The sequence below is a fragment of the Nocardia sp. NPDC057227 genome, from assembly GCF_042669725.1.
Classification (GTDB): domain Bacteria; phylum Actinomycetota; class Actinomycetes; order Mycobacteriales; family Mycobacteriaceae; genus Nocardia; species Nocardia asteroides_A.
The window spans coordinates 31,084-52,434 of the sequence record NZ_JBHUXA010000006.1; the positions used below are offsets into that span (position 1 = coordinate 31,084).

General features: G+C 69.3%; 21 protein-coding genes, 1 tRNA gene and 1 pseudogene. 13 read left to right on the forward strand and 10 right to left on the reverse strand.

Translation table 11 applies throughout. The features are described from left to right. Nucleotides 1–2: 2 nt before the first annotated feature. The 3 genes from ACFUJ1_RS11225 to ACFUJ1_RS11235 all read right to left on the reverse strand — a co-directional run bounded on the left by ACFUJ1_RS11225 (nt 3) and on the right by ACFUJ1_RS11235 (nt 2,526). A complete protein-coding gene (locus tag ACFUJ1_RS11225) occupies nt 3–983 on the reverse strand; it encodes an adenylate/guanylate cyclase domain-containing protein (protein ID WP_378644802.1) in 981 nt (326 codons plus the stop codon). A 738-nt stretch (nt 984–1,721) separates the two neighbouring features. Continuing rightward, a complete protein-coding gene (locus ACFUJ1_RS11230) occupies nt 1,722–2,039 on the reverse strand; it encodes a hypothetical protein (RefSeq protein WP_378644804.1) in 318 nt (105 codons plus the stop codon). 115 nt (nt 2,040–2,154) lie between these two features. Beyond that, on the reverse strand, nt 2,155–2,526 hold the full coding sequence (locus tag ACFUJ1_RS11235) for a DUF5994 family protein (protein ID WP_378644805.1): 372 nt from the start codon (nt 2,524–2,526) through the stop codon (nt 2,155–2,157). A 218-nt stretch (nt 2,527–2,744) separates the two neighbouring features. Between ACFUJ1_RS11235 and ACFUJ1_RS11240 the strand changes: the two genes are divergently transcribed. From ACFUJ1_RS11240 to ACFUJ1_RS11250, 3 genes are all read left to right on the forward strand, one after another. Continuing rightward, nucleotides 2,745–3,308 carry a DUF5994 family protein gene (locus ACFUJ1_RS11240; RefSeq protein WP_378644807.1) on the forward strand — a complete coding sequence of 188 codons (564 nt, stop codon included), beginning with the start codon at nt 2,745–2,747 and terminating at the stop codon, nt 3,306–3,308. Further along, nucleotides 3,305–3,784 (forward strand): DUF5994 family protein, encoded by a 480-nt coding sequence (locus ACFUJ1_RS11245; protein ID WP_378644808.1) that lies wholly within the window; start codon nt 3,305–3,307, stop codon nt 3,782–3,784. The genes ACFUJ1_RS11240 and ACFUJ1_RS11245 overlap by 4 nt, the downstream gene beginning before the upstream one ends. Before the next feature lie 151 nt (nt 3,785–3,935). After that, nucleotides 3,936–4,121, forward strand: a complete 186-nt coding sequence (locus tag ACFUJ1_RS11250; RefSeq protein ID WP_378644810.1) for a hypothetical protein — start codon at nt 3,936–3,938, stop codon at nt 4,119–4,121. A gap of 87 nt (nt 4,122–4,208) precedes the next feature. Here the strand turns inward: ACFUJ1_RS11250 and ACFUJ1_RS11255 are convergent, their stop codons facing one another. Further along, nucleotides 4,209–4,376, reverse strand: a complete 168-nt coding sequence (locus ACFUJ1_RS11255) for a hypothetical protein (protein ID WP_378644811.1) — start codon at nt 4,374–4,376, stop codon at nt 4,209–4,211. On the opposite strand from ACFUJ1_RS11255, the gene ACFUJ1_RS11260 reads away from it, so the two are divergent. Beyond that, nucleotides 4,314–4,685, forward strand: coding sequence for a hypothetical protein (locus ACFUJ1_RS11260; RefSeq protein ID WP_378644997.1), 372 nt, complete (start codon nt 4,314–4,316; stop codon nt 4,683–4,685). The genes ACFUJ1_RS11255 and ACFUJ1_RS11260 overlap by 63 nt on opposite strands. Before the next feature lie 147 nt (nt 4,686–4,832). On the opposite strand, the pseudogene ACFUJ1_RS11265 reads toward ACFUJ1_RS11260, so the two are convergent. Next, a pseudogene (locus ACFUJ1_RS11265) lies at nt 4,833–4,990 on the reverse strand (IS1634 family transposase); the annotation flags it as partial. 398 nt (nt 4,991–5,388) lie between these two features. On the opposite strand from ACFUJ1_RS11265, the gene ACFUJ1_RS11270 reads away from it, so the two are divergent. The 7 genes from ACFUJ1_RS11270 (at nt 5,389) to ACFUJ1_RS11300 (ending at nt 12,491) form a co-directional block, all read left to right on the forward strand. Then, on the forward strand, nt 5,389–5,655 hold the full coding sequence (locus ACFUJ1_RS11270) for an acyl carrier protein (RefSeq protein WP_378644812.1): 267 nt from the start codon (nt 5,389–5,391) through the stop codon (nt 5,653–5,655). Next, nucleotides 5,652–7,163 (forward strand): AMP-binding protein, encoded by a 1,512-nt coding sequence (locus tag ACFUJ1_RS11275; RefSeq protein WP_378644813.1) that lies wholly within the window; start codon nt 5,652–5,654, stop codon nt 7,161–7,163. Before ACFUJ1_RS11270 ends, ACFUJ1_RS11275 begins: the two co-directional genes overlap by 4 nt. Further along, complete coding sequence (locus ACFUJ1_RS11280) at nt 7,163–8,296, forward strand: beta-ketoacyl synthase N-terminal-like domain-containing protein (protein ID WP_378644814.1); 1,134 nt, start codon at nt 7,163–7,165, stop codon at nt 8,294–8,296. The genes ACFUJ1_RS11275 and ACFUJ1_RS11280 overlap by 1 nt, the downstream gene beginning before the upstream one ends. After that, complete coding sequence (locus tag ACFUJ1_RS11285) at nt 8,293–9,264, forward strand: beta-ketoacyl synthase N-terminal-like domain-containing protein (RefSeq protein WP_378644816.1); 972 nt, start codon at nt 8,293–8,295, stop codon at nt 9,262–9,264. Before ACFUJ1_RS11280 ends, ACFUJ1_RS11285 begins: the two co-directional genes overlap by 4 nt. After that, nucleotides 9,261–9,545 carry an acyl carrier protein gene (locus tag ACFUJ1_RS11290; protein ID WP_378644817.1) on the forward strand — a complete coding sequence of 95 codons (285 nt, stop codon included), beginning with the start codon at nt 9,261–9,263 and terminating at the stop codon, nt 9,543–9,545. The genes ACFUJ1_RS11285 and ACFUJ1_RS11290 overlap by 4 nt, the downstream gene beginning before the upstream one ends. A 1-nt stretch (nt 9,546) precedes the next feature. Further along, nucleotides 9,547–10,887, forward strand: coding sequence for a salicylate synthase (locus tag ACFUJ1_RS11295; protein WP_378644819.1), 1,341 nt, complete (start codon nt 9,547–9,549; stop codon nt 10,885–10,887). Nucleotides 10,888–11,027: 140 nt separating this feature from the next. Beyond that, nucleotides 11,028–12,491: a PLP-dependent aminotransferase family protein gene (locus ACFUJ1_RS11300; RefSeq protein WP_378644820.1), complete on the forward strand. Its 1,464-nt coding sequence runs from the start codon at nt 11,028–11,030 to the stop codon at nt 12,489–12,491. A 439-nt stretch (nt 12,492–12,930) separates the two neighbouring features. Here ACFUJ1_RS11300 and ACFUJ1_RS11305 read toward each other — a convergent pair. The 3 genes from ACFUJ1_RS11305 to ACFUJ1_RS11315 all read right to left on the reverse strand — a co-directional run bounded on the left by ACFUJ1_RS11305 (nt 12,931) and on the right by ACFUJ1_RS11315 (nt 15,936). Next, nucleotides 12,931–13,003 (reverse strand) — tRNA-Arg (locus ACFUJ1_RS11305). Between the two features lie 78 nt (nt 13,004–13,081). Continuing rightward, the gene (locus tag ACFUJ1_RS11310) at nt 13,082–14,401 is read right to left on the reverse strand and encodes a hypothetical protein (RefSeq protein WP_378644821.1); all 1,320 of its coding nucleotides are present in this window, start codon (nt 14,399–14,401) and stop codon (nt 13,082–13,084) included. Between the two features lie 71 nt (nt 14,402–14,472). Beyond that, complete coding sequence (locus ACFUJ1_RS11315) at nt 14,473–15,936, reverse strand: flavin-containing monooxygenase (protein WP_378644822.1); 1,464 nt, start codon at nt 15,934–15,936, stop codon at nt 14,473–14,475. Between the two features lie 507 nt (nt 15,937–16,443). Between ACFUJ1_RS11315 and ACFUJ1_RS11320 the strand changes: the two genes are divergently transcribed. Further along, complete coding sequence (locus ACFUJ1_RS11320) at nt 16,444–18,081, forward strand: long-chain fatty acid--CoA ligase (protein ID WP_378644823.1); 1,638 nt, start codon at nt 16,444–16,446, stop codon at nt 18,079–18,081. Between the two features lie 5 nt (nt 18,082–18,086). On the opposite strand, the gene ACFUJ1_RS11325 is transcribed toward ACFUJ1_RS11320, so the two are convergent. Then, the gene (locus ACFUJ1_RS11325; protein WP_378644824.1) at nt 18,087–18,656 is read right to left on the reverse strand and encodes an HD domain-containing protein; all 570 of its coding nucleotides are present in this window, start codon (nt 18,654–18,656) and stop codon (nt 18,087–18,089) included. A 117-nt stretch (nt 18,657–18,773) separates the two neighbouring features. Continuing rightward, entirely contained in the window at nt 18,774–19,820 is a 1,047-nt protein-coding gene (locus ACFUJ1_RS11330) for a nitronate monooxygenase (protein WP_378644825.1), read from the reverse strand. A gap of 217 nt (nt 19,821–20,037) precedes the next feature. Between ACFUJ1_RS11330 and ACFUJ1_RS11335 the strand changes: the two genes are divergently transcribed. Then, the gene (locus tag ACFUJ1_RS11335) at nt 20,038–20,871 is read left to right on the forward strand and encodes a M23 family metallopeptidase (RefSeq protein WP_378644827.1); all 834 of its coding nucleotides are present in this window, start codon (nt 20,038–20,040) and stop codon (nt 20,869–20,871) included. Nucleotides 20,872–21,351 lie beyond the last annotated feature (480 nt).

The following is a 21,351-nucleotide window of genomic DNA, read 5'->3' on the forward strand; positions in this document are numbered from 1 at the left end:
GATCAGCGCCGTTCGCGGGTGCGCAGCACGTGCGGGCGCAGCCGGTTGAAGCCGCGTACCCGCACGCTGCGCAGGTGCCGGATCGAGAACTGCGGCTCGTCGGCCAGCGCGTTCGCCGTCGCGTCGTCGATCAGCACCGTGCCGGGCCGAGCCACGCCGGTGAGCCGCGCCGCGATGTTCACCACCGAGCCGTAGAGGTCGCCGAAGCGTTGCAGCGCGGGCCCGTAGGCGACCGCTACCCGCAGCTCCGGCGTGCCGCCGACCATCATGGTCGACTCCTGGACCGCCAGCGCGATCTTCGCCGCCTGCAGCGGCGTCTCCGCGGCGAACATGACCTCGTCGCCCACGTTCTTGATCACCCAGCCGCCGTTCTGCGTGATCGCGGCCGTCGTCGTCGATTCGAATGCCTCGAGCAGCATGCCGAGCTCGTCCGGGTGCAGGTGCCTGGTGAGCCGCGTGTAGCCGACCATGTCGGCGAAGCCGACCGCCAGCGTCCTGGTGCTGTCCTCGCTCCCGTTCCCGTCCAGCGACCGGGTGATCGCCGCCGCGAGATGCCGCCGCCACGCGTACTTCTGCAGCTCCTCGAACTGCGCCACCGCCGATTCCGTTGCCGCGCGGACACTCTCGGCCGACCCGTCCGAGCGCTCCAGGATCTCCGAAGCCACCAGTTCGGCCTGCCACTCGGCCAGCCGCGCCATGCTCTGCCCCAGCGTGCGCGCCGCCGCCGCGGCCGCCCGCGAATCGGTCTCCTCGAACACCGCGAGCCCGCGGAACCCGCGCACCGCGGCGACGTCGGCATCGGTGTACTCCACCGCGTCGTCCGCCCCCGCCGGGAAGCCGAGCGCGCTCCACAGCCGCCGCGTCGTCTCCGGCTCGACCCCGGCCAGCTCCGCGACCTTCGTGCGGTCGTACCGCCGCTCGCCGTCGAGCAGGTACGTCTCGATGATCGCCCGGGCCTGCTCGGAATTCTCGGTGGAGACCATGGGGTAACCCTACGGTGCCGGGTGGTCGGTCCGGGAGGGCTCGTGAGAGGTCACTGCCCGGCCCACCAGTGCTCGAGTTCCTCGTCTCCGGTGATACCCAGCGGTGGCCGGTAGCCGCTCGGGAGCGGAATTCCGTGGCCTTCGTCCGGACGGCGATCTCCCGAATCGCGGCCGTGTCCGGGTCGTCGCGCGGGTCGAGCGGGGTGAAGATGTCGTATCCGAGCGCGTGCCAGATCGCGATCAGCTCGATGTCCTTCTGGTTCTCCGCCGCGAGCGCCACATCGTGCACCACCTTCGCCAGCCTTAATCGCTCGACCGGCCGTGCGTCCGGCACCATCCGCCGCCAGAGTTCGGTGCCCGCATCGCAGTACAGGTACGGCGGCTCCACGTACCCCTGCTCCAGCCAGTCGTTGTCGCTCTCCGAGAGCGCCGTGAATTCCTCGATTTCGTCCAGCGCTGCGCCGACCTGCGCGTAATCCGGGTGCTCGCGCAACGGAAACCGTTGTGTGTAACCGTGTTCGAGCAGGATCTCCATCAACCGAAAGTGCGTGAACTTGCAGTCGTACCCCGACTGGAAGTCGTACAGCGCGGCGAAATGATCCCGCCACCCCGGCTCACCGGTGGCATGGAGCGCGCGAACGGACCCCTCGACCAGATCCTCGATCAGATGCATCGACACGCCGGAATTGTGCCGGAGCCCGCCGCCCCTGGTCGCGGCGGCGAGCCCCGCCCGCAGGACTACGCCTGGACGACCTCGACCCGCGTCAGCGCGTTGAACGAGTCGCACGCCGCCCACGACTGGTTCTGCCCGTACTGGATCGGCCCGTACTTCCAGTACGTGAACGGCACCGGCCAGGCCACGCAGGTGAGCTTCACCTGATGCCAGGTCGGCAGCTCACACATGGCCATTCCACCGGTGTTGAAGATGTTGTAGACGCGGCAGTTCGCCTGCCACACCGGCACATCCGCCTGGGCAACGCCGCTCCCGGCGAGCACGGCGGCGCCGGTAGCGGTGGCGACGACGGCACTCGCGGCGAGCCGCTTCACAGAAAGCATGGTCGAACCTCCTGAGTCGATGTTGTCTGGAAGATCGCTGGCAGTTCCCAGATGTTACTCAGAAAGGTGCTGAACGCTGCGCATTACAGATTGCCGATTATGCGCTGAACGGCGATCAGTGGGCAGGAGCTGCGCCCATCGCGGCGTGGTCGGTGATCGGCCGGGGCTGCGGGCCGGGCGCGGCGAACGGAACGGCCTGGATCACGACGACCGAGCCGTTCGTCCCGCACACGTACACGGTGCCGAACATCTCGAACGGGTACGGGTCCAACCGGATGACGCGCTCGTCCAGCACCAGGTCGCGTTCGGTCGGCGACCACAGCGCGGGATCGTAGACGACGCGCCAGATCGGCCCCGCCCGCAATTGCAGCGCGGTGATCAGATCGGGGAGCTCGGTTGCGAGATCGGCTGATTCGGGCCACCAGGTCGCGTCCAGGTAGCTGCTCGGATCGGGGTGGAGCTGCAGGCGTGGGGCACGTGGCGTCATCGGACGCTCCTGTGCCGGCCGGACGGCCGGCGTCATGAATCCGGGGGGCGGCGCGACCTCTGCTGGTTGCGCGCGAATTGCCAGGCCGAATACCGTCGAGCCTACACGCGCGTAGGCTTGTGCCGGTCGGGAGAATTCGACCGGGAGCACCGCTGATCCCGTCGTCACTCGGCCGACGAAGCAGGGATCCCTTCTCGCGGGTCCCGGTCAGGAGCGTCATGACGACGCCACAGCTCGAATTCCTCTCTTCACGGCTCGCGCTCCGCCCCGCTCCGAAGCCCGCGATGCGCTCGGCGTCGGTGCGCCCACCCCGCCCCGGGCTGGTCGACGGCGCGTGGTGGCCGCGCACGCCCGACCTCGTCGCCGAGCTGCGCACCCTCGCGCCCTGCCTCGTCGAACGCGTCGGCGCGGTGGAGCGGATCACCTATGACCTGGCCGCCTGGCAGCCCGCACCGAAGCGCATGCTGCTCGACGGCCGGACGGTGCGCCTGGACGGGTACGGGTACGGACCGGCCAGGGGCACCCTCGGGGTGCTCGGCGTCGACCGCAGCCGCGTTCTGCTGCTGGTCGTCCCCGCCGATGCCGCCCCGGCGATCGCCGGCTCCCTGCTGAGCGCGGCCGGTGCGCCGCCCGGGCAGGAGTACACCGGAGCCGAGCTGACCGCCGCCGGCTTCGCGGGTGGTCGCGCTCGGGAACAGGCCGCAACGGCGACCGCCCGCTGGGACAACGAGGGCGGCCACGGCGCGGCCGGAGCGCGGGCATGGACCGGAGGGTGGGGATGACGCCGCCGCCGCCGCGCGACGGTGCCACCGAGCACGGGCTCGGCCGCTCACCCCACGCGGACGGCAGGCAACCCTTCGCGGCCCCGACCCGCACCCCGCGATTGCTGCTTCGCGACCGGGACGACCCGTCCGAGCGCGTCGACGGCGCCTGGTGGCCGCGGACCGGAAACCTCACCAGCGAGCTGCACGACCTGATCGCCGTGCTCACACCGCGGCTCGGCGCGACTCTCCGCGTCGCCTTCGACTGGAACGTGCTGAGCCTCTCCCAGCGGAGTATCGACGCGCCCGACGGGATCGAGGTCGATGGCCCGCTTCCGGACCAACCGGCCGGAATCATGTACGTCTTCGGCGCCGACGAGGAGCAGCTCCGGCTCCTGGTGATCGATCCCGCGACCGAGACCGAGCGCGCCACCGCGCAGCTGAACAGCGCCTCCGGCGCAGCGCCATCCGCAAGACCGGCCGCACAGCGCGGCTGAGCGAACCCGACCAGAGGAATTCCACATGCGCGATCCAGGCACCTCCCAGCAACACGACGACAGCTTCGCCCCCGATCGGTCCCGAACAACGAGAAGCCATGCGGGAGAGGGAATTCAGGACGGATACAACATCCCGGGCATCATCCTGTGGGTGCTCGGAATCGTGGCGCTCGGCGGGAGCCTGACCGCCGCGGCCTACGGATTCAACGGGTGGGCGATCATCGCCGCAATCCTCTGCGCGATCGGGATACTCGGCGGCTCGGCGTGGCTGCTGCTCGAGCATCGCCGGGTCAAGGCGCGCGAGGGTCTCGCCCTCGCCGACCCGATGGGCCACTGACCCTCGTCCGCTGGCGGACGGCGGTGCGACCCGGCCATTGAATTTCGGTGACATCGGTGTGTCGGCCCGCGCTCGCCGAGTTCGGCCTCACCTACCCGTAGTACCGCGGAGCAGCACCGCATGCCACACGAGGTTCAGCGAGCGATTCGGCCGGGCAGCGACCCGGCCCCCGGACGAGCTGTTGTGCATGACGTGCGCGAACTCGACGTCCTCGGGCGCGATCTGCACGCCGATCTCCTCGACAGCCTCGCGCACGAGCGCCTCGACGACCGATTCCTCTGCTTCGAGGTGCCCCGACGGCGGGTGGAACGCTCCGTCGGCCTATCCGGTGCCCGCTCGCCGGCCGAACAGGATCCGGCCCTGCTCGTCAGTGACCAGAAGGTGCACATCACCGATGACGGTGTGCCTTTCCGTGCTGGTGACAGCCATTTCTGGTCTCTCTCTCGATGCGCTCGACCTGAACGCGAGCACGACCATAAGCCATCGGTGGACTCGGCACTACCCGATGACCCGCAGTTGGAAGTGCCGAGCAATGTCGGACCGAGGGATCCTCTATCGCGGTGAAGGCCGGCTCTTCGTAGTTCCCAGCCAGACGTGCGAAGGCTCCTGCGCGATCATCACCATCGGTGACGCCGCCAGGCATGGCCGGCGACCGAACTGCTGAGCCCGCAGCTGCAAAGTTCCGGAGGGGATTTCGGCCGTGCCGCCCTCACCGGACGGACCGGAGACACCGAGGTCGAGTTCGCCCAGCCGGCAGCGAGGCGCTGGTTCGCCGCCGCGCGCAACGCTTCCAGCTCGGCGCCATCGTGGGCCGAGCCGACGTGCTCGATGTCGCGGGCACCGCGGCACGTGGACCACACGATCTGCACCGCGGTCGCTCCCGAGGCGGTCTTCGCCGTCCGCAGGTAGGCCACCCGGCCACGCTACGAGATCGAGTCAGCGCGCAAATTCAGGCCACCAGTAACAGTAAACGGCTGATCAACCGACCGCGATCGCCCCCCAAGATCAACATCTGTCCGAAGTCAGGTCCAACGCACGAACTTGCGGTCATGCCCAGGGCGCCACTGGCTCGACAGACACCGGACCAATGCGATTGGTCGATATTGGCACTGTTCCGTTCCGAGCCGGACTTATACGATGCACCCGTACAAGACATTGATCTTGCGCTGGATGAACCGAAATATCCTGCACCCCTGCTGAAAACACTGTTGTCTGCTACCGCGCCGTCCTGCTCGACGCCGGAATGAACATTTGCTAGGACACTGCCATGGCCGTACCCGAAGAGTGCTACGACAAGACGATCGACCGGCTGCGCTCCATTGCTGCCGAGGTGCTCGAGACCGACCCCGATGAAATCGATATTCGAGCGAATTTCTATGCCGATCTGGGCGCGTCTTCGCTGGAGAAGGCCGAGATACTAGCTCGTATCGAGCGTGAATTCTCTGTGACGCTCATGGATGGGTCCATCGAGACCATGGATTCGCTGGACGACGCGATGGCGGTCGTCGGCATGTCGAACGGGGCGCGCGAGTGAATCTCGTCGAATTCTTCGTCGGGAGGCATCTGGATTCGGCGGTCGAAGATGCGGTGGCCTATGTCGATGCTGACCTGGGCGATATCAGCTATGTCGAATTATATAGAGCGGCAGGCATTTTTGCGGGGCTCCTCGAGGCCGCCGACGTGGCGAGGGATAACCGTGGCCTGGTGCTTGCGGACGACTCGGCGACGACCGTGGTGGCGATTCTCGGGCTCTGGTGGCACGGTTGCGCCGCAGTGCCGGTGAATCCGGCACTGTCGGACAGGGACATCGAGTTCATCGCGACGGACAGCGGCGTGGGGTTCGCGTATCTCGATGTACCAGCGCGACGGCGGGACGCATTGACGACGGTGCTTCCGGATACCCCGCAGCTGGAAGGGGGCCGAATCCGCGAACTGATACTCCAGCAGCGTCACTCATCCGCGGTGCCCGAGCTGCCGGCGCGTGCGCAGTGTTCGCTGGATCGGGAGGCATTGTTGCAGTACACATCCGGTAGCACGGGCGTGCCGAAGGGGGTTCCGCATCGGGCGGGCGCTCTGCTGTCGGTGCCGGATGGATTCGGGCGCATCGCCGCGTTGACTCCGAACGACATCGTGTTGTCGACCGCGAAGCTCTCGTTCGCGTACGGGTTCGGCAATTCTCTGCTCCTGCCGCTGAACGCGGGCGCGACCACCGTGCTGATTCGCGGGGCGGTGGACGCGCAGATCGTCGCGAGCGCGTTGCGCAAACATCGCCCGACGGTGCTGTTCTCGGTGCCGCGCCTCTACGCGGGGCTCTCGGAACTGTTCGATGACGGTGACAGCAGGCTGCGTCTGGCGGTGTCGGCGGGCGAGGCGCTTCCGGCGGATCTCTGCGAGCGAACCATGCGGCGGCTCGGTGTTCCGCTGGTGAACAGTCTCGGGACCACCGAACTGCTCTATATCGTGGTCGCGACCACGCCCACGGATCCGGCTCCGGGCACCATTGGTGTGCCTGTCGCGGGAGTGATCGCGACGGTGCGCGGTGACGATGGCCGGATTCTCGATGGTGACGAGGTGCAAGGCCGTTTGCACATCGCCTGTTCGTCGGTCGCTGGTCACTATCTCGATCGGCCCGAGGCGACCAGGGAGACTTTCGCCGACGGCGGCGCGTACACCGGTGACATCGTGCGGCGCGTGGGGGACGGGTCGATCCGATATCTCGGGCGGGCCGACGACTTCCTGAATCTGGGTGGGTACAAGGTCGCGCCCGCCGAGATAGAGAATGTGGTGCGGGGTGTCGACGGGGTGCGCGATTGCGCTGTGGTCGGGATAGAGGACGATCACGGACTTCAGCAGGCGGTGGCCTTCGTCGTCCCGCGCAGCGACCGCGAGCCGGGTGCGGTGCGGCGGGCCGTAATGACCTCGCTGCGTCGCGATCTCGCTTTGTTCAAACGGCCCGGTCGGGTCGAGATGGTTGATGCCCTGCCGACCACCTGGACGGGGAAGCTCGCGCGTAACCGGCTCCGGACGATCGGAGCGGGGTGATGTCGTGGGATATCACCGGAATGGCTGCCGTCGCCGCGATCGGGCGGACACCCGAGGCGATATTCGAGGCATTGTGCCGAGGACAGAGTGGTATCGCAGCGCTGCGGGCGTTCGATGCCGCGAAGTATCGAACGCGTCGAGCGTATGAGATCGATGACCGAGGAGACCGCGGCGATCGGCCGTTCCGCGCTACCGAATGGCTGTGCACAGTCATCCGAGAAGCGCTGGTGGACGCGGGTATCGAAGGCGGTCGATACCCCGTGGTGGTCGGAACCACCTTGCGAGAACACCGATCCGCCGAACTGTGGTGGCGCGACGGCGGCGGACCGGCGAACAGACCGGATCACGATCGACTCGATTTCGCGGCGGCGTTGCAGGACATTCCCCAGGTCGGCGCGGTGCACACGGTCGCCTGCGCCTGCGCGGCCTCGCTGTACGCCTTGGGGATGGCTACCGATTCGATCGAACTCGGTCTCGCGGACACCGTGATCGTCGCGGGTACCGACTCGCTCACCGAGAGCGCGTTCGGCACGATCGACCGCGTCCAAGCCGGGACGCCGGATGCGTTGCGGCCCTTCGATACCGGACGCGCGGGCATGATCATGGGCGAGGGGGCGGTGGCGGTCGTCCTGCGCCGGGCGGGTGATCACCGACGGCACGCGCGGGTCCGCGGTGTCAGCATGAACTGCGACGCGCGCCACGCCACCGCGCCGGATGGTGCGAGTATTCGCGATGTCATCGCCGACGCCCACGAACGCGCCCGCGTCGCGGCCGCCGATATCGACCTGGTGATGTTGCACGGCAGCGGAACACAACTCAACGACGCCGTCGAAGCGTCGGTGCTGACCGATGTTTTCGGTGCGCTCGCGAACCCGCCCGCCATGACCGCGATCAAATCCATGACCGGCCACACGCTGGGCGGGTCCGGATTGCTCAGCCTGACCATGGCGTCCGTGGCCATGCGACGCGGTTCGGTGCCACCGATTCTCGGTCTCACCGACCCGATCGCCGAGGCGGCCACGCTGAATCTGACACGCGAGCTGGTGCGGGCGGATCTGACGATCGCGCAGATCGACGCCTTCGGCTTCGGCGGCATCAACGCGGTCGCGGTGATCGAAAAGGGGACGTGGTGACGGGCTCGACGGTCGTGATCACCGGAGTCGGTTTGGCGGTCACGGGACTTCCGGAGGATGCCGATCAGCTCTCGGTCGACTGGATCACCCCGGCGTCCGGGCATGCTCTTGACCTCGGCGGACGGCATATGCGGCACAAGGACCGTGCGTCGCGACTCGCGCTTCGCTCGGTCGAGCGCGCGCTCATCGACGCCGGGCTGCCCACCGAGCCGACGGACTCGTTCGGCCGGACGGCCACCGTGGTCAGCTCGAATTACGGCAACCTCGACAGTGTTTGCGAGTTCACCGGTCGGATCGCGGAAGAATCCACCACTGCACTGAGCCCTTTGGGGCTGCCGCACGTGTCGTCCAATGCCATCGCCGGGTGGGTCGCCATCCGGCACCGACTGAACGGACCGAATGTCACGCTGTGCAATGGCCGGACCAGCGGGTTGGACGCACTGCATTGGGCGGCCACGCTCATCCGCGCGGGCCGGGCGGATATGGCGGTAGTCGTCGGGATCGAGCCCGACACCGAACCGGTGCGCCGATTGCTCGCCATCGAGCCGGGAAAACCGCTTCTCGATGGCGCAGCGACGCTGATCCTCGAAGCCGCCGCGTTCGCGACGAATAGGCGCGCGTCGGTGCGGGCTGTTGTCGGAAGCCTCTCCCGCACAGCGTCCGTCGCCGCAGCGCTTCGAGAGCTTGGTGAGTCACCAGGCTTGTGGTTGACACCACCCGGACTGTCGGGCAACGAAATACCCTTTCCTTCCATCGATCTGACTCAGCGCTTCGGAGAGTGCTCGGGTGCGCTGGGCCTACTCCAGGGTGCGGCGGCGGTAGCGCATTTCGACCGCGGCGATCCACGCCCGGTGCACGCCACCTGCGGCGGTCGGCCCGGTGGCGATGTCGTGACCCTGAGTCTGCACGCGCCACCCACCGCCGCGCCTCGTCCGGACCACGAGGCAATCGAACCGGAGAAGCTATGACGACGAATATTTCGGGCCCGGCGGATCCGGACGACCTGCGGCAGCTGGTCGCCCGGGTTCTGGAATTGCCCGCCAGCGAGATCGCCGACCACACGGACTTCGTGAATGAACTCGATGTCGACTCGCTGCTTCGACTCGAACTCCTGATCAGGTTGGAAAAGCACTACGGCATCACGATTTCGGAGGCCGAAATCGTCTCGTTCACCTCACTGGCGGCTGTTCGCGACCTCGTCGACCGGTTGCTCGGCGCGGAACCGACCGGCGCAGACCCGACGCTCTGACATGGAGGATCACGTGACCGCCCCGGAATCCCTACGCCTGCACACCGCACTCGATCCCGTCACCGCCGTGTCACGCCTGGCGGATTCGGGGCGGTTCGGTGACCACGTCGTCTACGAACGCCCCGGTACCTGGGTTTTCGCGGCCGACCCGCTCGGACAGGTCGAACTGGACACCGAGGAAGTGCGGGTCACCGTCGCCGGACCGCTCAACCGCGAACGATGGACGGGCCGTCCCGTCGCGGCGCTGGAGCGGGCGCTGGACTCCTTGCGCGCGGTCTGCGGCGCGGGAGCTTCGGGCACCGCGTACGGCTGGATCGCCTTCGAGTTCTGCGCCTATTCGCTGGGCGCGCAACAGTATCTGCGTCCCGGAACTCGACTGGCGCACTTGATCATCCCACGCATCGAGGTGAAGGTCACCGAATCGGAGGTGACCGTGCACGGGGCGACAGCCGCCGAGGTCGAGCGGATCGAGGATCTGCTGGCTCCGCCCGCCGGCCCGCTGCCGACCGCCCACCCGGCCGATATTCGCACCGACCCGAGCGATTACCGCGCGCGGGTCGCGGCCGCGGTCCGCGAGATCGACTCCGGCCGCTATCAGAAGGTGATCCTGTCCCGCCGGGTCGAATTGCCCTTCCGCGTCGACCTTCCCGCCAGCTATCGGCTCGGCCGGACGCACAACACTCCGGCCCGATCGTTCCTGCTCCGGCTCGGCGGTCTGGCGGCGGCGGGATTCAGCCCGGAGTTGGTGGCGGCGGTCGACGACGACGGCATCGTCACCACCGAGCCGCTGGCGGGCACGCGGGCGTTCGGGCGCGATGCCGCAACGGATCTGGCCGCGCGCCGCGACCTGGAGTCGGACCCGAAAGAGATCGTGGAACACGCGGTTTCGGTCAAGACATCGGTCGCGGAGATCGATTCGATCGCCGAACCGGGCACCACAGCGGTCGCCGACTTCATGGTGGTTCGCGAGCGCGGCAGCGTGCAACACCTGGCCTCCACCGTGCGCGGCAGGCTGGGGCGGCACCGGACGCAGTGGGATGCGTTGGAAGCGTTGTTCCCGTCGGTCACCGCGTCCGGCATTCCCAAGCGGGCGGGTGTCGACGCCGTCTTCCGCCACGATTCCGAGCGCGGACTGTATTCCGGTGCGGTGGTCGTGCTCGCGGAGAACGGTGCGATGGAGGCGACGCTGGTGTTGCGGGCGGTCTATCAGGACGACGACGCGGCCTGGCTGCGGGCGGGTGCGGGCATCATCGCTCAGTCCCGACCGGAACGGGAGTTCGAGGAGACCTGCGAGAAGTTGAGCAGTGTGGCTCCTTACCTGGTCAGCGCCGCTGAGGGCTGACCGGAGTGATCGGGTCACCCGGCCGAATCCGTTCGGCTGGCAGGAGTCCGCTTTAGGGTGTTTACTACTGCCGTGACACATACCGGGCGGTCTCCGGCCGCTTGTCCCGTTACATCGCCGGTCCACCGTCGAGGCTGACCGTGGACCTACACGTCACGCTCACCGGCCGCGGCGATCTCGGCGGTCAGATCTACCGGCAGATCAAGTCCGCCGTACTCGACGGACGACTGACGCCGGGGCAACCGCTGCCACCGTCGCGCGAACTGGCGCGCAGGCTCGCGGTGTCCCGCAATACCGTGACCGGTGGATACGATCGGCTGGTCGCCGAGGGGCTGGCCGAAAGCCGGGTCGGCGCGGGCATATTCGTTCGGGCGGCGGCCCCCGACCCACACCGTCGAGCCGCGGGGATCGCACAGGTCACGGCGGTGCGCCCGGCGCCGTTGTGGGCGGATATCACGGTGCCCGCCCCGGACTTCTTCACCTACGCGCCGCCCTACGACCTGCGACCGGGCATCCCGGACGTTCGACTCTTCCCCTACGAGGCGTGGCGGCGGCTGACCTCCCAGGCATATCGGGCGACCTCGATCGGCAGCGGAATGCCCATCGACCCGGCTGGCCTGCCCGAACTGCGGGCGGCTATCGCACGGCACATAGGGGTGTCGCGGGCGGTGCGGGTGACCGCCGAGGACATCATCATCACGCAGGGCATCCAGCAGGCGTTGGATATGGTCGGGCGGGTGCTGCTGCGGCCGGGTGACTGTGTGGCCATCGAGAACCCCTGCTACCCGTTGGTGCGAGAGCTGTTCCGCAGTCTCGGCGCCGAAGTCGTCGGGGTCGATGTCGATCCGGAGGGCATGCGGGTCGATCTCCTGCCCGACCGCGCGCGAATCGTCTATGTCACCCCGTCACACCAGTTTCCACTCGGCATGCCCATGTCCTTGGGACGCAGACAGGACCTGCTGGAGTGGGCGCGCGACCGCGACGTGGTGGTGATCGAGGACGACTACGACACCGAGTTCCGCTACGGCGGTCGCCCGCTACAGCCGTTGCACAGTCTCGATTCCGCGGGCCGGGTCATCTATGTCGGAACGTTCTCCAAGGTCATGCTTCCGGTGTTGCGCGTCGGTTTCCTGGTCGCTCCCGCTCCGCTCTTGACTGCCCTGCGGGCCGCGAAGTATGTGACCGACTGGCATTCGCCGCAACCGGTGCAGGTGGCTCTGCTCGGCTTCATCGAGGAAGGACTGCTGGCCAAGCACATTCGGCGGATGCGGCGGGAATACCAGATCCGCCACGATCGGATCGTCGAACTGCTGACCACCCGTTTCACCGACACCTTGACCGTCATCCCCTCCGCGGTCGGACTCCACGTGTCCGCGTGGGCGGGACCGGATGTCGACGTCGATGCCGTCGTTACCCGGGCGCACGCCGTCGGCGTCGGCCTCATTCCGCTCTCCCGATTTCGGATGACCGACGGGCCGGACGGGCTCATAGTCGGCTACGGCGCCATCGCGACGGCCGAGGTCGACCGCGCGCTCGACCTGCTGCACGCTTCGATCGAGGAGAGCCGGACGGCCGCCCGGCCCAGCCGCGACATCCACGCCTGAGCCCCGATCCGGCCGGACGCCATGCGGCCGGATCGGCTCTTCTCCGCGCCCGCCCTCGCCGATAGCGTTCGGATGTACAGAAGGACTACTCGACGGGCGGAAACGTCCACGATCTCGACGGAACCGTTTACGGTGGCCGGCCGATTCGTGGGCGAGCTGCGGGAGAGCAAGCCGGGTACGGCTGACGGCGTGTCCAGCCCCGCCTCGGTGAACGAGGCAGCGGCCCGAGCTGGAAAGTCTGCGTTCTGCCACCTCGCCAGAGGGGATGCCTGAACACGCGATATGGACCAGGTGAGTGCTGCTACGTCGCTGCGCGGCCCCTAGATGACGTGGCGGCACGGCTCGATGCGGCGCGGTCGGGTTGCGCCACTGCGTACCGAGCTGGGTGCGGCGGGTGGCGGCTCGGATCGACGGGTTGCCTGACCTGCGGTTATGGGTGTGCCCTCGGCAGGATTCGAACCTGCGACACCGGCTTTAGGAGAGCCGTGCTCTATCCCCTGAGCTACGAGGGCGGGGCCGGGGCCGCTGGGCGGTCCGGGTAGGCCGGAGTCTACCGGGTGGGGGTGCCGGGAGCCGCATCGTGGGTGGGGTCAGTAGGGCGGGTCGAGGCCGCCGGGGTCGTAGGCGCCGCCTTCGTAGCCGCCGAGGTCTTCGTAGCCGCGGGGGCCGTGCGGGCGGTGGCCGTTGCGGGTCGCGCCGTGGTACTCGACGCCATTGTTGCCGGGGGCGGGGTGGTCGGCGGTGATGCCGTAGCCGTTGGCGCGGTATTGGGGGTCGTCGTAGGGGAGGTCTCGGCGGGCGGGGTCGGGTCCGTCGGCGCGGGTTCCGTGGCGGTCGGGGGTTGAATCTTGCGGTGAGTGTGCATCTTCGGGAGCGCTACGCGGGGAGGTGCGGTCGTCGTCCGCCGGAGTGGAATCGGCAGACGGGCCGGGAACCGGAGGTGTCGGGCCGGCGGCTTGGTCGGGCGTCGGCGGCACAGTGTCGAGGGGACGGCTGGAGCGTGGTGCGGGACTGCCGGGAAGTGGTGGTACGGAGGTCGGGCGCCGGCCGGGTTCGGAGGGGGCAGCGGTGGTGGGCTCTTTGCGGTCGAGGCCGATTCCGGCGCCGGGGCGGGGAGGTTCCGGGGCTTCGTCGGAGAAGAGCGCGGTGAAGAGGGCGTCGGAGCCGGGGGGCCAGGCGCCGGTGGCGAGGGCGGGGCGCCACCACTGCTCGGAGTACCACCCTGCCGGGATGAGGCGGTCGGCTACGCGACCGCCGGGGTGGTGGTGCGGGGTGGTGGGAGAAGGGGTGGGGGAGAGGTCGATTCGGTGGCCACGGAAGGTGCGGGTTCGCGCTTCGGAGATCTCGCCCGCTTCGGATTGGGCGGGGAGGGGGGTGGGCTCGGGGCCGGGGTCCATGCGCATGGCTACCCGGGCGGCGCGGATGTAATAGAGACCTTCGCGGGCGGTGAGTTCGGCTTGCTCGGTGTCGGCGCGGGCGAGGAGGAAGCCGGCTACGCGGCGGCGGTCGGCGGCGGCTTCGAGGGCTTGGCGGGCGGCTTCGGTGCGCGGGGTGTGTACGTCGAGTGCCTGGTTGAGCTGGGTGAGGGTGTGGTGAGCAGGAGATAGCGGCTCGGGGGTGCGCTCCGGGGGGAAGTCGGTGCGTGGGGCGGACGGATCGGACGATGCCGGATGCGCCGTAGCCGGACCGCCGGCGCGATGCCTCGGATCATCGGCGAGGAACCCTTGGTCATGGGCGGGAGACCGCGGGTCGTCGGTGCGCAACCCTGAATCGCCTTCGCGTAACCCTGCGTCGCCGGCGGACAACTCCGGAGCATCCCGGGTGGAATCACCCCGCCCAACCCCCCGCTCCCGCAACAGATACAACCCGACCACGGCGACGATCAGCACAGCGAGCAGCACCCACAGCATCGCGCACCTCCTGCTCGGAACCGGTGCGCATCAGATTACTGGAGAATTGCTACGGGGGTATAGAACCGCGACTACGAGGACTTTGTGTATTCGCTGTAGTCGGCGGGATCGAACCGGCGGGTGCGCCAGCGGTAGAGCACGGTGGCGCCGGGCCAGTTGTTGGTGATCCGCCCGGCGGCATTGCGGTACCAGCTGGTGCAGAAGTTCCAGGGGGTGTCCTTCAGGCGGCGCTGGAGGTAGTCGTCCCAGTCCTGCTCGGTCTCGACCCGGGCGGCGACGGCGGTGCCGGGGCGCTCGGCCAGGTGCCGGACCACCTGGCGGATGTAGCGCGCCTGGGATTCGAGCATGTAGATCACCGAGCCGGCGCCGATATTGGTGTTGGGGCCGTACATCATGAACAGGTTCGGGAAATGCGGGACGGAGAGGCCGAGGAAGGCCCTTGCCCCCTCGGCGCCCCACACGTCGGCGAGTTTGCGGCCGTCGACCCCGGAGATGGTGATCGGCGCGAGGAATTCGGTGCCCTTGAAGCCGGTGCCGTAGATGATCACGTCGACCTCGTGCTCCACGCCGTCGGCGGTGCGGATGCCCGACGGCGTCACCTCGGTGATGCCGGTGGTCTCCACGGTGACGTTCGGCCGCGCGAGCGTGGGGAAATACTCGTTGGAGAAGAGGCCGCGTTTGCAGCCCGCTGCGTAGTCGGGGGTGAGCTTGGCGAGCAGCTCAGGGTCGGTGACCTGCGTTTTCCGGTGCCGGTCGGCGAGCGCCACCACCGGCCCCTTGATGGCGGGCAGGTCGGTGAGGCCGAGGGCGAGGAACTCGAAGAAGGCCCAGATGGCGAAGCGCTCGGCGAGCCGGGTGGGGGGCAGGTACTTGAAGAGGGCGTGGTGCACGGCGTTGTACTCGACGTCGGGCTTGGGCAGCACCCAGGCGGCCGAGCGCTGGAAGAGCGTCAGGTGCGCGGCCTCGGGGGCGATCCGCGGAATGTACTGCACGGCACTGGCTCCGGTGCCGATGCAGGCGATCCGCTTGCCCGCGAGCTCGACCGAGTGGTCCCACTCGGCGGAGTGGAAGGCGGCGCCGGTGAAGGTGTCGATGCCGGGGATGTTCGGCAGCGCGGGCCGGGAGAGCTGGCCGACGGCGGGGATCAGCACGTCCGCCTCCAGGCGGTCGCCCGCGGCGGTGCGGACGGTCCAGCGGGCGGTGCGCTCGTCGTACTCGGCGTCGGTCACCTCGGTGCCGAACCGGATGAAGCGCGCCAGGTCGTGCTTCTCCGCGACCCCGCGCATGTACTCGTGGATGTCGCGCTGCTCCGAGAAGCGGCGCGGCCAGTCGGATTTCGGCTCGAACGACCACGAGTAGAGCGGCGACGGCACGTCGCAGGCCGCGCCGGGGTAGGTGTTCTCCCGCCACACGCCGCCGAGGTCGGCCGCGCGCTCCAGGATGGTGAAGTTCTCCAGTCCGTTGCGGCGCAGCTCAAGGGCGAGACCGAGGCCGGCGAAGCCGGCGCCGATGACGATGATCGACGGCGAAGTCATTACTTCAGCGTAGGCGGCGAAGCCGCAGGTCCGAAGAGAACGGCGGACAGTGAATCGAGATTTTCGGCCATATCGAGGTCTTGCGTACTGAAGTCCCCGCGAAGATTCTGCATGTGCATTTGTTCACGCACTCGGGCGCCGGTCGGGAGGGTGAAACGGCAGGTCGGGAGCTTTCGTGCATTTTGCTTCCGCTCCGGTTCATCTCGATCAGGTCGCCCTCCGGCGAACAACTGGCCGCCGCGGTGGCCGCGGGGTTACAACGGAACACGGCTCGACGGCCGGATCGGAAGTCGGCGGCGTCGCAGGGGGTGTCGCCGGCGGCCGGTCCGGCCTGCCACCTCGCTCGGATCCGATGGCAGCCGCCCTCAATTCCGGTACGGCCGTGTTGTTCTTACCGGTCGTCACACCAACCGCCTACCCTTCGGTAGCATCGCCGGTGTGATCTGGCTCATGCCCGAAAACCGCTGGTAGCGGCCGGGCGCGGGCCCCGAGAAGGGAGTTTTGCGAATGCTGAGCACCATGCAGGACGAGCCGTTGTCGCTGGCGACGTTGCTGCGGTACGCGTCGACCTTCCTCGGGGATTCGACCGTCTCCACCTGGACCGGCTCCGGCGTGCGGTCCCTGACCTACCGCGAGCTCGGCGCCGAATCGGCCCGGCTGGCGAACGCGCTGCGCGGGCTCGGCATCAACGTCGGCGACCGGGTCGGCACCTTCATGTGGAACAACAACGAGCACATGGTCGCCTACATCGCGGTGCCCGCCATGGGCGCGGTGCTGCACGCGCTGAACATCCGGCTCTTCCCGGACCAGCTGGTCTACGTGGCGAACCACGCCGAGGACCAGGTCGTCATCGTGGACGGCACGCTGCTGCCGATGTTCGCCCAGTACCTGCCGAACCTGAAGACGGTGCGGCACGTCATCGTCGCCAACGGCGACGCCGCCGCGCTGGAGGCCCCCGCGGGCGTGCAGGTGCACTCCTACACGGAACTGCTCGCGGCCCAGCCGGACAGCTACGACTTCCCGGTGATCGACGAGCGCTCCGCCGCCGCCATGTGTTACACCTCCGGCACCACCGGCGACCCGAAGGGCGTCGTCTACTCGCACCGCTCGAACTGGCTGCACGCCATGCAGGTGCTGAGCCCGGCCAGCATGAACTTCTCCGAGCGCGACTACGTGCTCGCCATCGTCCCGCTCTTCCACGCCAATGCCTGGGGGCTGCCGTACGCGGCGCTCATGTCCGGCGCGAATGTGCTGATGCCCGACCGCTTCCTGCAGCCGGGGCCGCTGCTGGAGATGATGGCCGACCAGCAGCCGACCTTCGCGGCCGCGGTGCCGACCATCTGGGGCGGCGTGCTCGCCGGGCTGGCCGCGCAGCCGCAGGACATCAGCCACCTGCGCTCGGTCGTCGTCGGCGGCTCCGCGGTGCCGCCCGCCATGATGAAGGCCTTCGAGGAGCAGCACGGCGTGAAGATCGTGCACGCCTGGGGGATGACCGAGACCTCGCCGCTCGGCAGCGTCGCGCAGCCGCCCGCCCGGGTGACCGGCGAGGAGGAGTGGGCCTACCGGATCAGCCAGGGCCGCTTCCCGGCCTCGGTGCAGGCGCGGCTGGTGGACGACTCCGGCGCCGTCGTCGCGAACGACGGGAAGTCGCTCGGCGAGCTCGAGGTGCGCGGGCCGTGGATCACCGGCTCCTACTACGCCCCGGACGGCGCCGAGATCGACCCGGACAAGTTCGACGACGGCTGGCTGCGCACCGGCGACGTCGGCATCATCAGCCCGAACGGCTACCTCACGCTGGTGGACCGGGCCAAGGACGTGATCAAGTCCGGCGGCGAGTGGATCTCATCGGTCGACCTGGAGAACGCCGTCATGGCGCACCCGGCGGTGGCCGAGGCGGCGGTGATCGGCGTGCCGGACGAGAAGTGGGACGAGCGGCCGCTGGTCGCCATCGTGCTCGCCGACGGCGCGCAGGCCGAGCCGGACGAGCTCCGCGACTACCTCGCGGACAAGTTCGCCAAGTGGCAGCTGCCGGAGCGCTGGACCTTCATCCCCGAGGTGCCGAAGACCAGCGTCGGCAAGTTCGACAAGAAGCGGCTGCGGGCGCAGTACGCCGACGGTGACCTGGAGGTCAGCACGCTCAGCTGAGCTGCTCACCACTCCAGCATGGGCAGCGGCGACGTCGGATGGGTGCGCAGCCGCTGCCCGGCCAGGGTCACCAGGCGGCGGTGGAAGCCTGCGTCCGGGTAGCGGCGGGTGAGCGCGCGGTAGCCGCGGCGGCGGACGCCGAAGCGGCCGAGCAGGGCGAGTTCGACGTCGACGGCGTCGGCCCGGCGGAAGATCTCCACCGGGTCGTCGGCCGCACCGGCCCGCCGGAGCTTGTGGTGGTGCTCGATCATGGCGGTGACCGTCGGGATCAGCTCCGCCGCGTCGGTGTCGCGCAGGTGCTGTGCGGCGAGTTCGATCGACGGCGGCAGGTAGTCGAAGGTGCCCGCCGACCAGATGCCGAGGTCGTGGAAGACGGCGGCGACCCGGAACTCGGTGCGGTCGCTCGGGCGCGGGACGCCGGGCGGGGCGACGAGGTCGCACAGTTCGAGTACCCGCAGCACGTGGTGCGTGTAGCCGGTCTCGTCCGCGCCCATGGCGGTGGTCCACGGCGCGAGCAGGGCGCCGATGTCGGCGGCGCGCGCGTCGCCGGGCGAGGTGCTGTCGGTACCGCTCATGCGCGGAGACTACGCGTGGTTCCGCGGGGAAGGTGTGTCGAGCGGGCGGCGTGCCGGGCTCGCGCGGTGGGGATGCGGTCGCGCGGGCCGCTCCTCCTCAGTCCCGCGCGCGGAGGATCAGCTCGCCGGGAATCGGCGGGTGAGGGTGCGCGTGAGGGCGGTCTTCGCGTCGGCGGCGAGCTGCCGGGTGAGGTCGCCCGCGGGGAGTTCGGGTGCGAGCGAGTGGGTTTGGCCGGCCCAGAGGTTCACGGCGTCGGGGTTGCCCTCGGCCCTGGCGGCGGTGCGCAGGCCCGCGGTGGCGTGGTGGATCTCCGGGTAGGCCACCGGGGCCGCGGCGCCGAACTCGTCCATGAAGGCATTGCGGATGCCGCGTGCCCGGCGCCCGGTGAAGGCGCGGGTGAGCGCGGTCGGCGCGGCACCGCCGATCGCGGCGCGGTGCACCGGATTGGTCCCCGCCTCCGGCGAGCGCAGGTAGGCGGTGCCGATCTGCGCGGCGGCCGCGCCCGCGGCGAGTGCGCCGGCGACTCCGGAACCGGTCGTGAGCCCGCCGGTGGCGACCAGGGGGACGTCGAGAACCGCGCCGATCAGTTGCAGCAGCGCGAGCAGCGAGAGCGGATCGGCGGCATCGTCCGCGCGGTCGTCGCGGAAGACGGCGCGATGCCCACCCGCCTCGGCCCCCTGCACGATCAGGGCATCCGCCCCGGCGTCGATCGCCTGCTCGGCCTCGCCCACCGAGGTGACCGTCACCCACACCTCGGTCCCGACCCCGTGCAGCCGCGCGATCTCGGCGGCCGATGGGCAGCCGAAGGTCACCGTCACCACCGGCACCGGCGATGCGACGAGCAGATCCAGTTTGGCGGCCCAGTCGTCGGTGTCGTGCCGCGCCGCCCCCACCTCGAAGCGGGCACCGAGCGCCGCCAGGTACTCCGCGTACACCACGGGCGCGGCGGGCGGACCCGGCGCGAAGAGATTGACTCCGAACAACCCGGAGGTCAGCCCGCGCAGAGCGGAGATCCGGGCGCTGACCTGCTCAGCGCTCAGATACCCGGCGGCCAGCAGCCCGAGCCCGCCCGCGTCGCTCACGGCCGCGGTGAGTTCGGGCGTGGAGGGTCCACCCGCCATCGGGGCGAGCACGATCGGTAATCTGATCTCGTCGATGATCACGGCCTTATTCTCCCCGATGACCTGCTGCGATCCGGATTCCGAGCCGCGCTCGGAATCCGAAGGTTGCGGAATGGTCACGACAGGGTAGAGTTCCCATCACGACGGATGCCGAAACGTTATCCGAACAGGTTTCGCCGAAGCGCCCGTTCCTCTGTCGGTTCGAACGCAAGGACGAGCTTTGTCGCAGCACCGGGTTGGCCCCGATTCGATCACCGTCATGGACCTCATCGGCGCTGCCGAGTTCAGCAAGCCGACCCGGCATCGGGCCGAGATCTCCACGGTCGACCGCGTGAAGAACGCCGCGGGTGTCGCGGTCGCCGCCGGCGCCCTCATCGGCACCGCGGGCCAGATCGCCCCCGCGCTCGCCTACGCCGCGCCGCTGCTCCCCACGCACGACGACAACACCGCGTCCGAGCCCATCGCGTTCAAGAGCATCGCCGAGGCGCCGCTCGCCGAGCAGCTCGCCGCCGCCGTGCAGCCGGTGGCGCAGCCCGCCCCGGCGCCGCAGCCGGTGGCGCAGGCCGCCCCGGTCGCGCAGCCGGTGGCCGCGCCGTTCGGCATCAACAACCTGCCGCCGGAGCTCGCCGCCCCGCTGGCCCAGGTCGAGGACATGCTGAAGGGCGTCACCCAGCAGGTGGCCCCGGCGCAGGCGGTCCGCCCGGTGGCCGGTGCGGTCAGCTCCGGCTTCGGCACCCGCTGGGGTGCCTTCCACTACGGCGTCGATTTCGCCGACGCGATCGGCGCGCCGATCCACTCGGTCAGCAACGGCACCGTGATCGAGGCCGGGCCCGCCTCCGGCTTCGGGCTCTGGGTCCGGGTGCTGCAGGACGACGGCACCACCGCGGTCTACGGCCACGTCAACGAGATGCTGGTGCACGAGGGGCAGCGGGTGAACGCGGGCGACGTGATCGCCACCGTCGGCAACCGCGGCCAGTCCACCGGCCCGCACCTGCACCTGGAGATCTGGGATCAGGGCGGCAACAAGACCGACCCCATCGCCTACCTGGCCGCCAAGGGTGTGCCGCTGCACTGGGGCCCGTCCGCGCACTGAGCGCGCCCGGCGGCGTGACATTTCGCGCCGACCGCACCGGTGCGCAGTGCACGTTGCCGCGGCAGGGGTGCCCCTCCGCCGGGTCCGCCCCCGCGGGGGTGATCGACCTGCGGAGCTGCGCTCCCGTCGAGTCCACCCCGCACGGAGCCGGAAGTGCTGCGGCCGGGCTCGCTTGCCCGAGTTCGCTGGCACGGGGGCGATGAGAATTCCGTCCGGTGGATCGCGTCGGCCGCTGTGGCGCGCGGGCCGCGCTGCTCGATGTGCGCCGGGTGCGGCCGGTTTCCGAGCCGGATGGCCGTTGGGCCCGGCGATGCCCGTCCGGCGTCGGCACCGCCCGGCGGACCCCGGTGACCTCGATCACCCTGGGGCAACGAGCCGGCCCGCACCCCCGATAACCCCCGGTCCGCCCGAGCAGCACCCGAGCCGGATCGGCGCACCATGCCTTGCTTATATGATTGCCAGGCTGTGCCGGCCGGAACG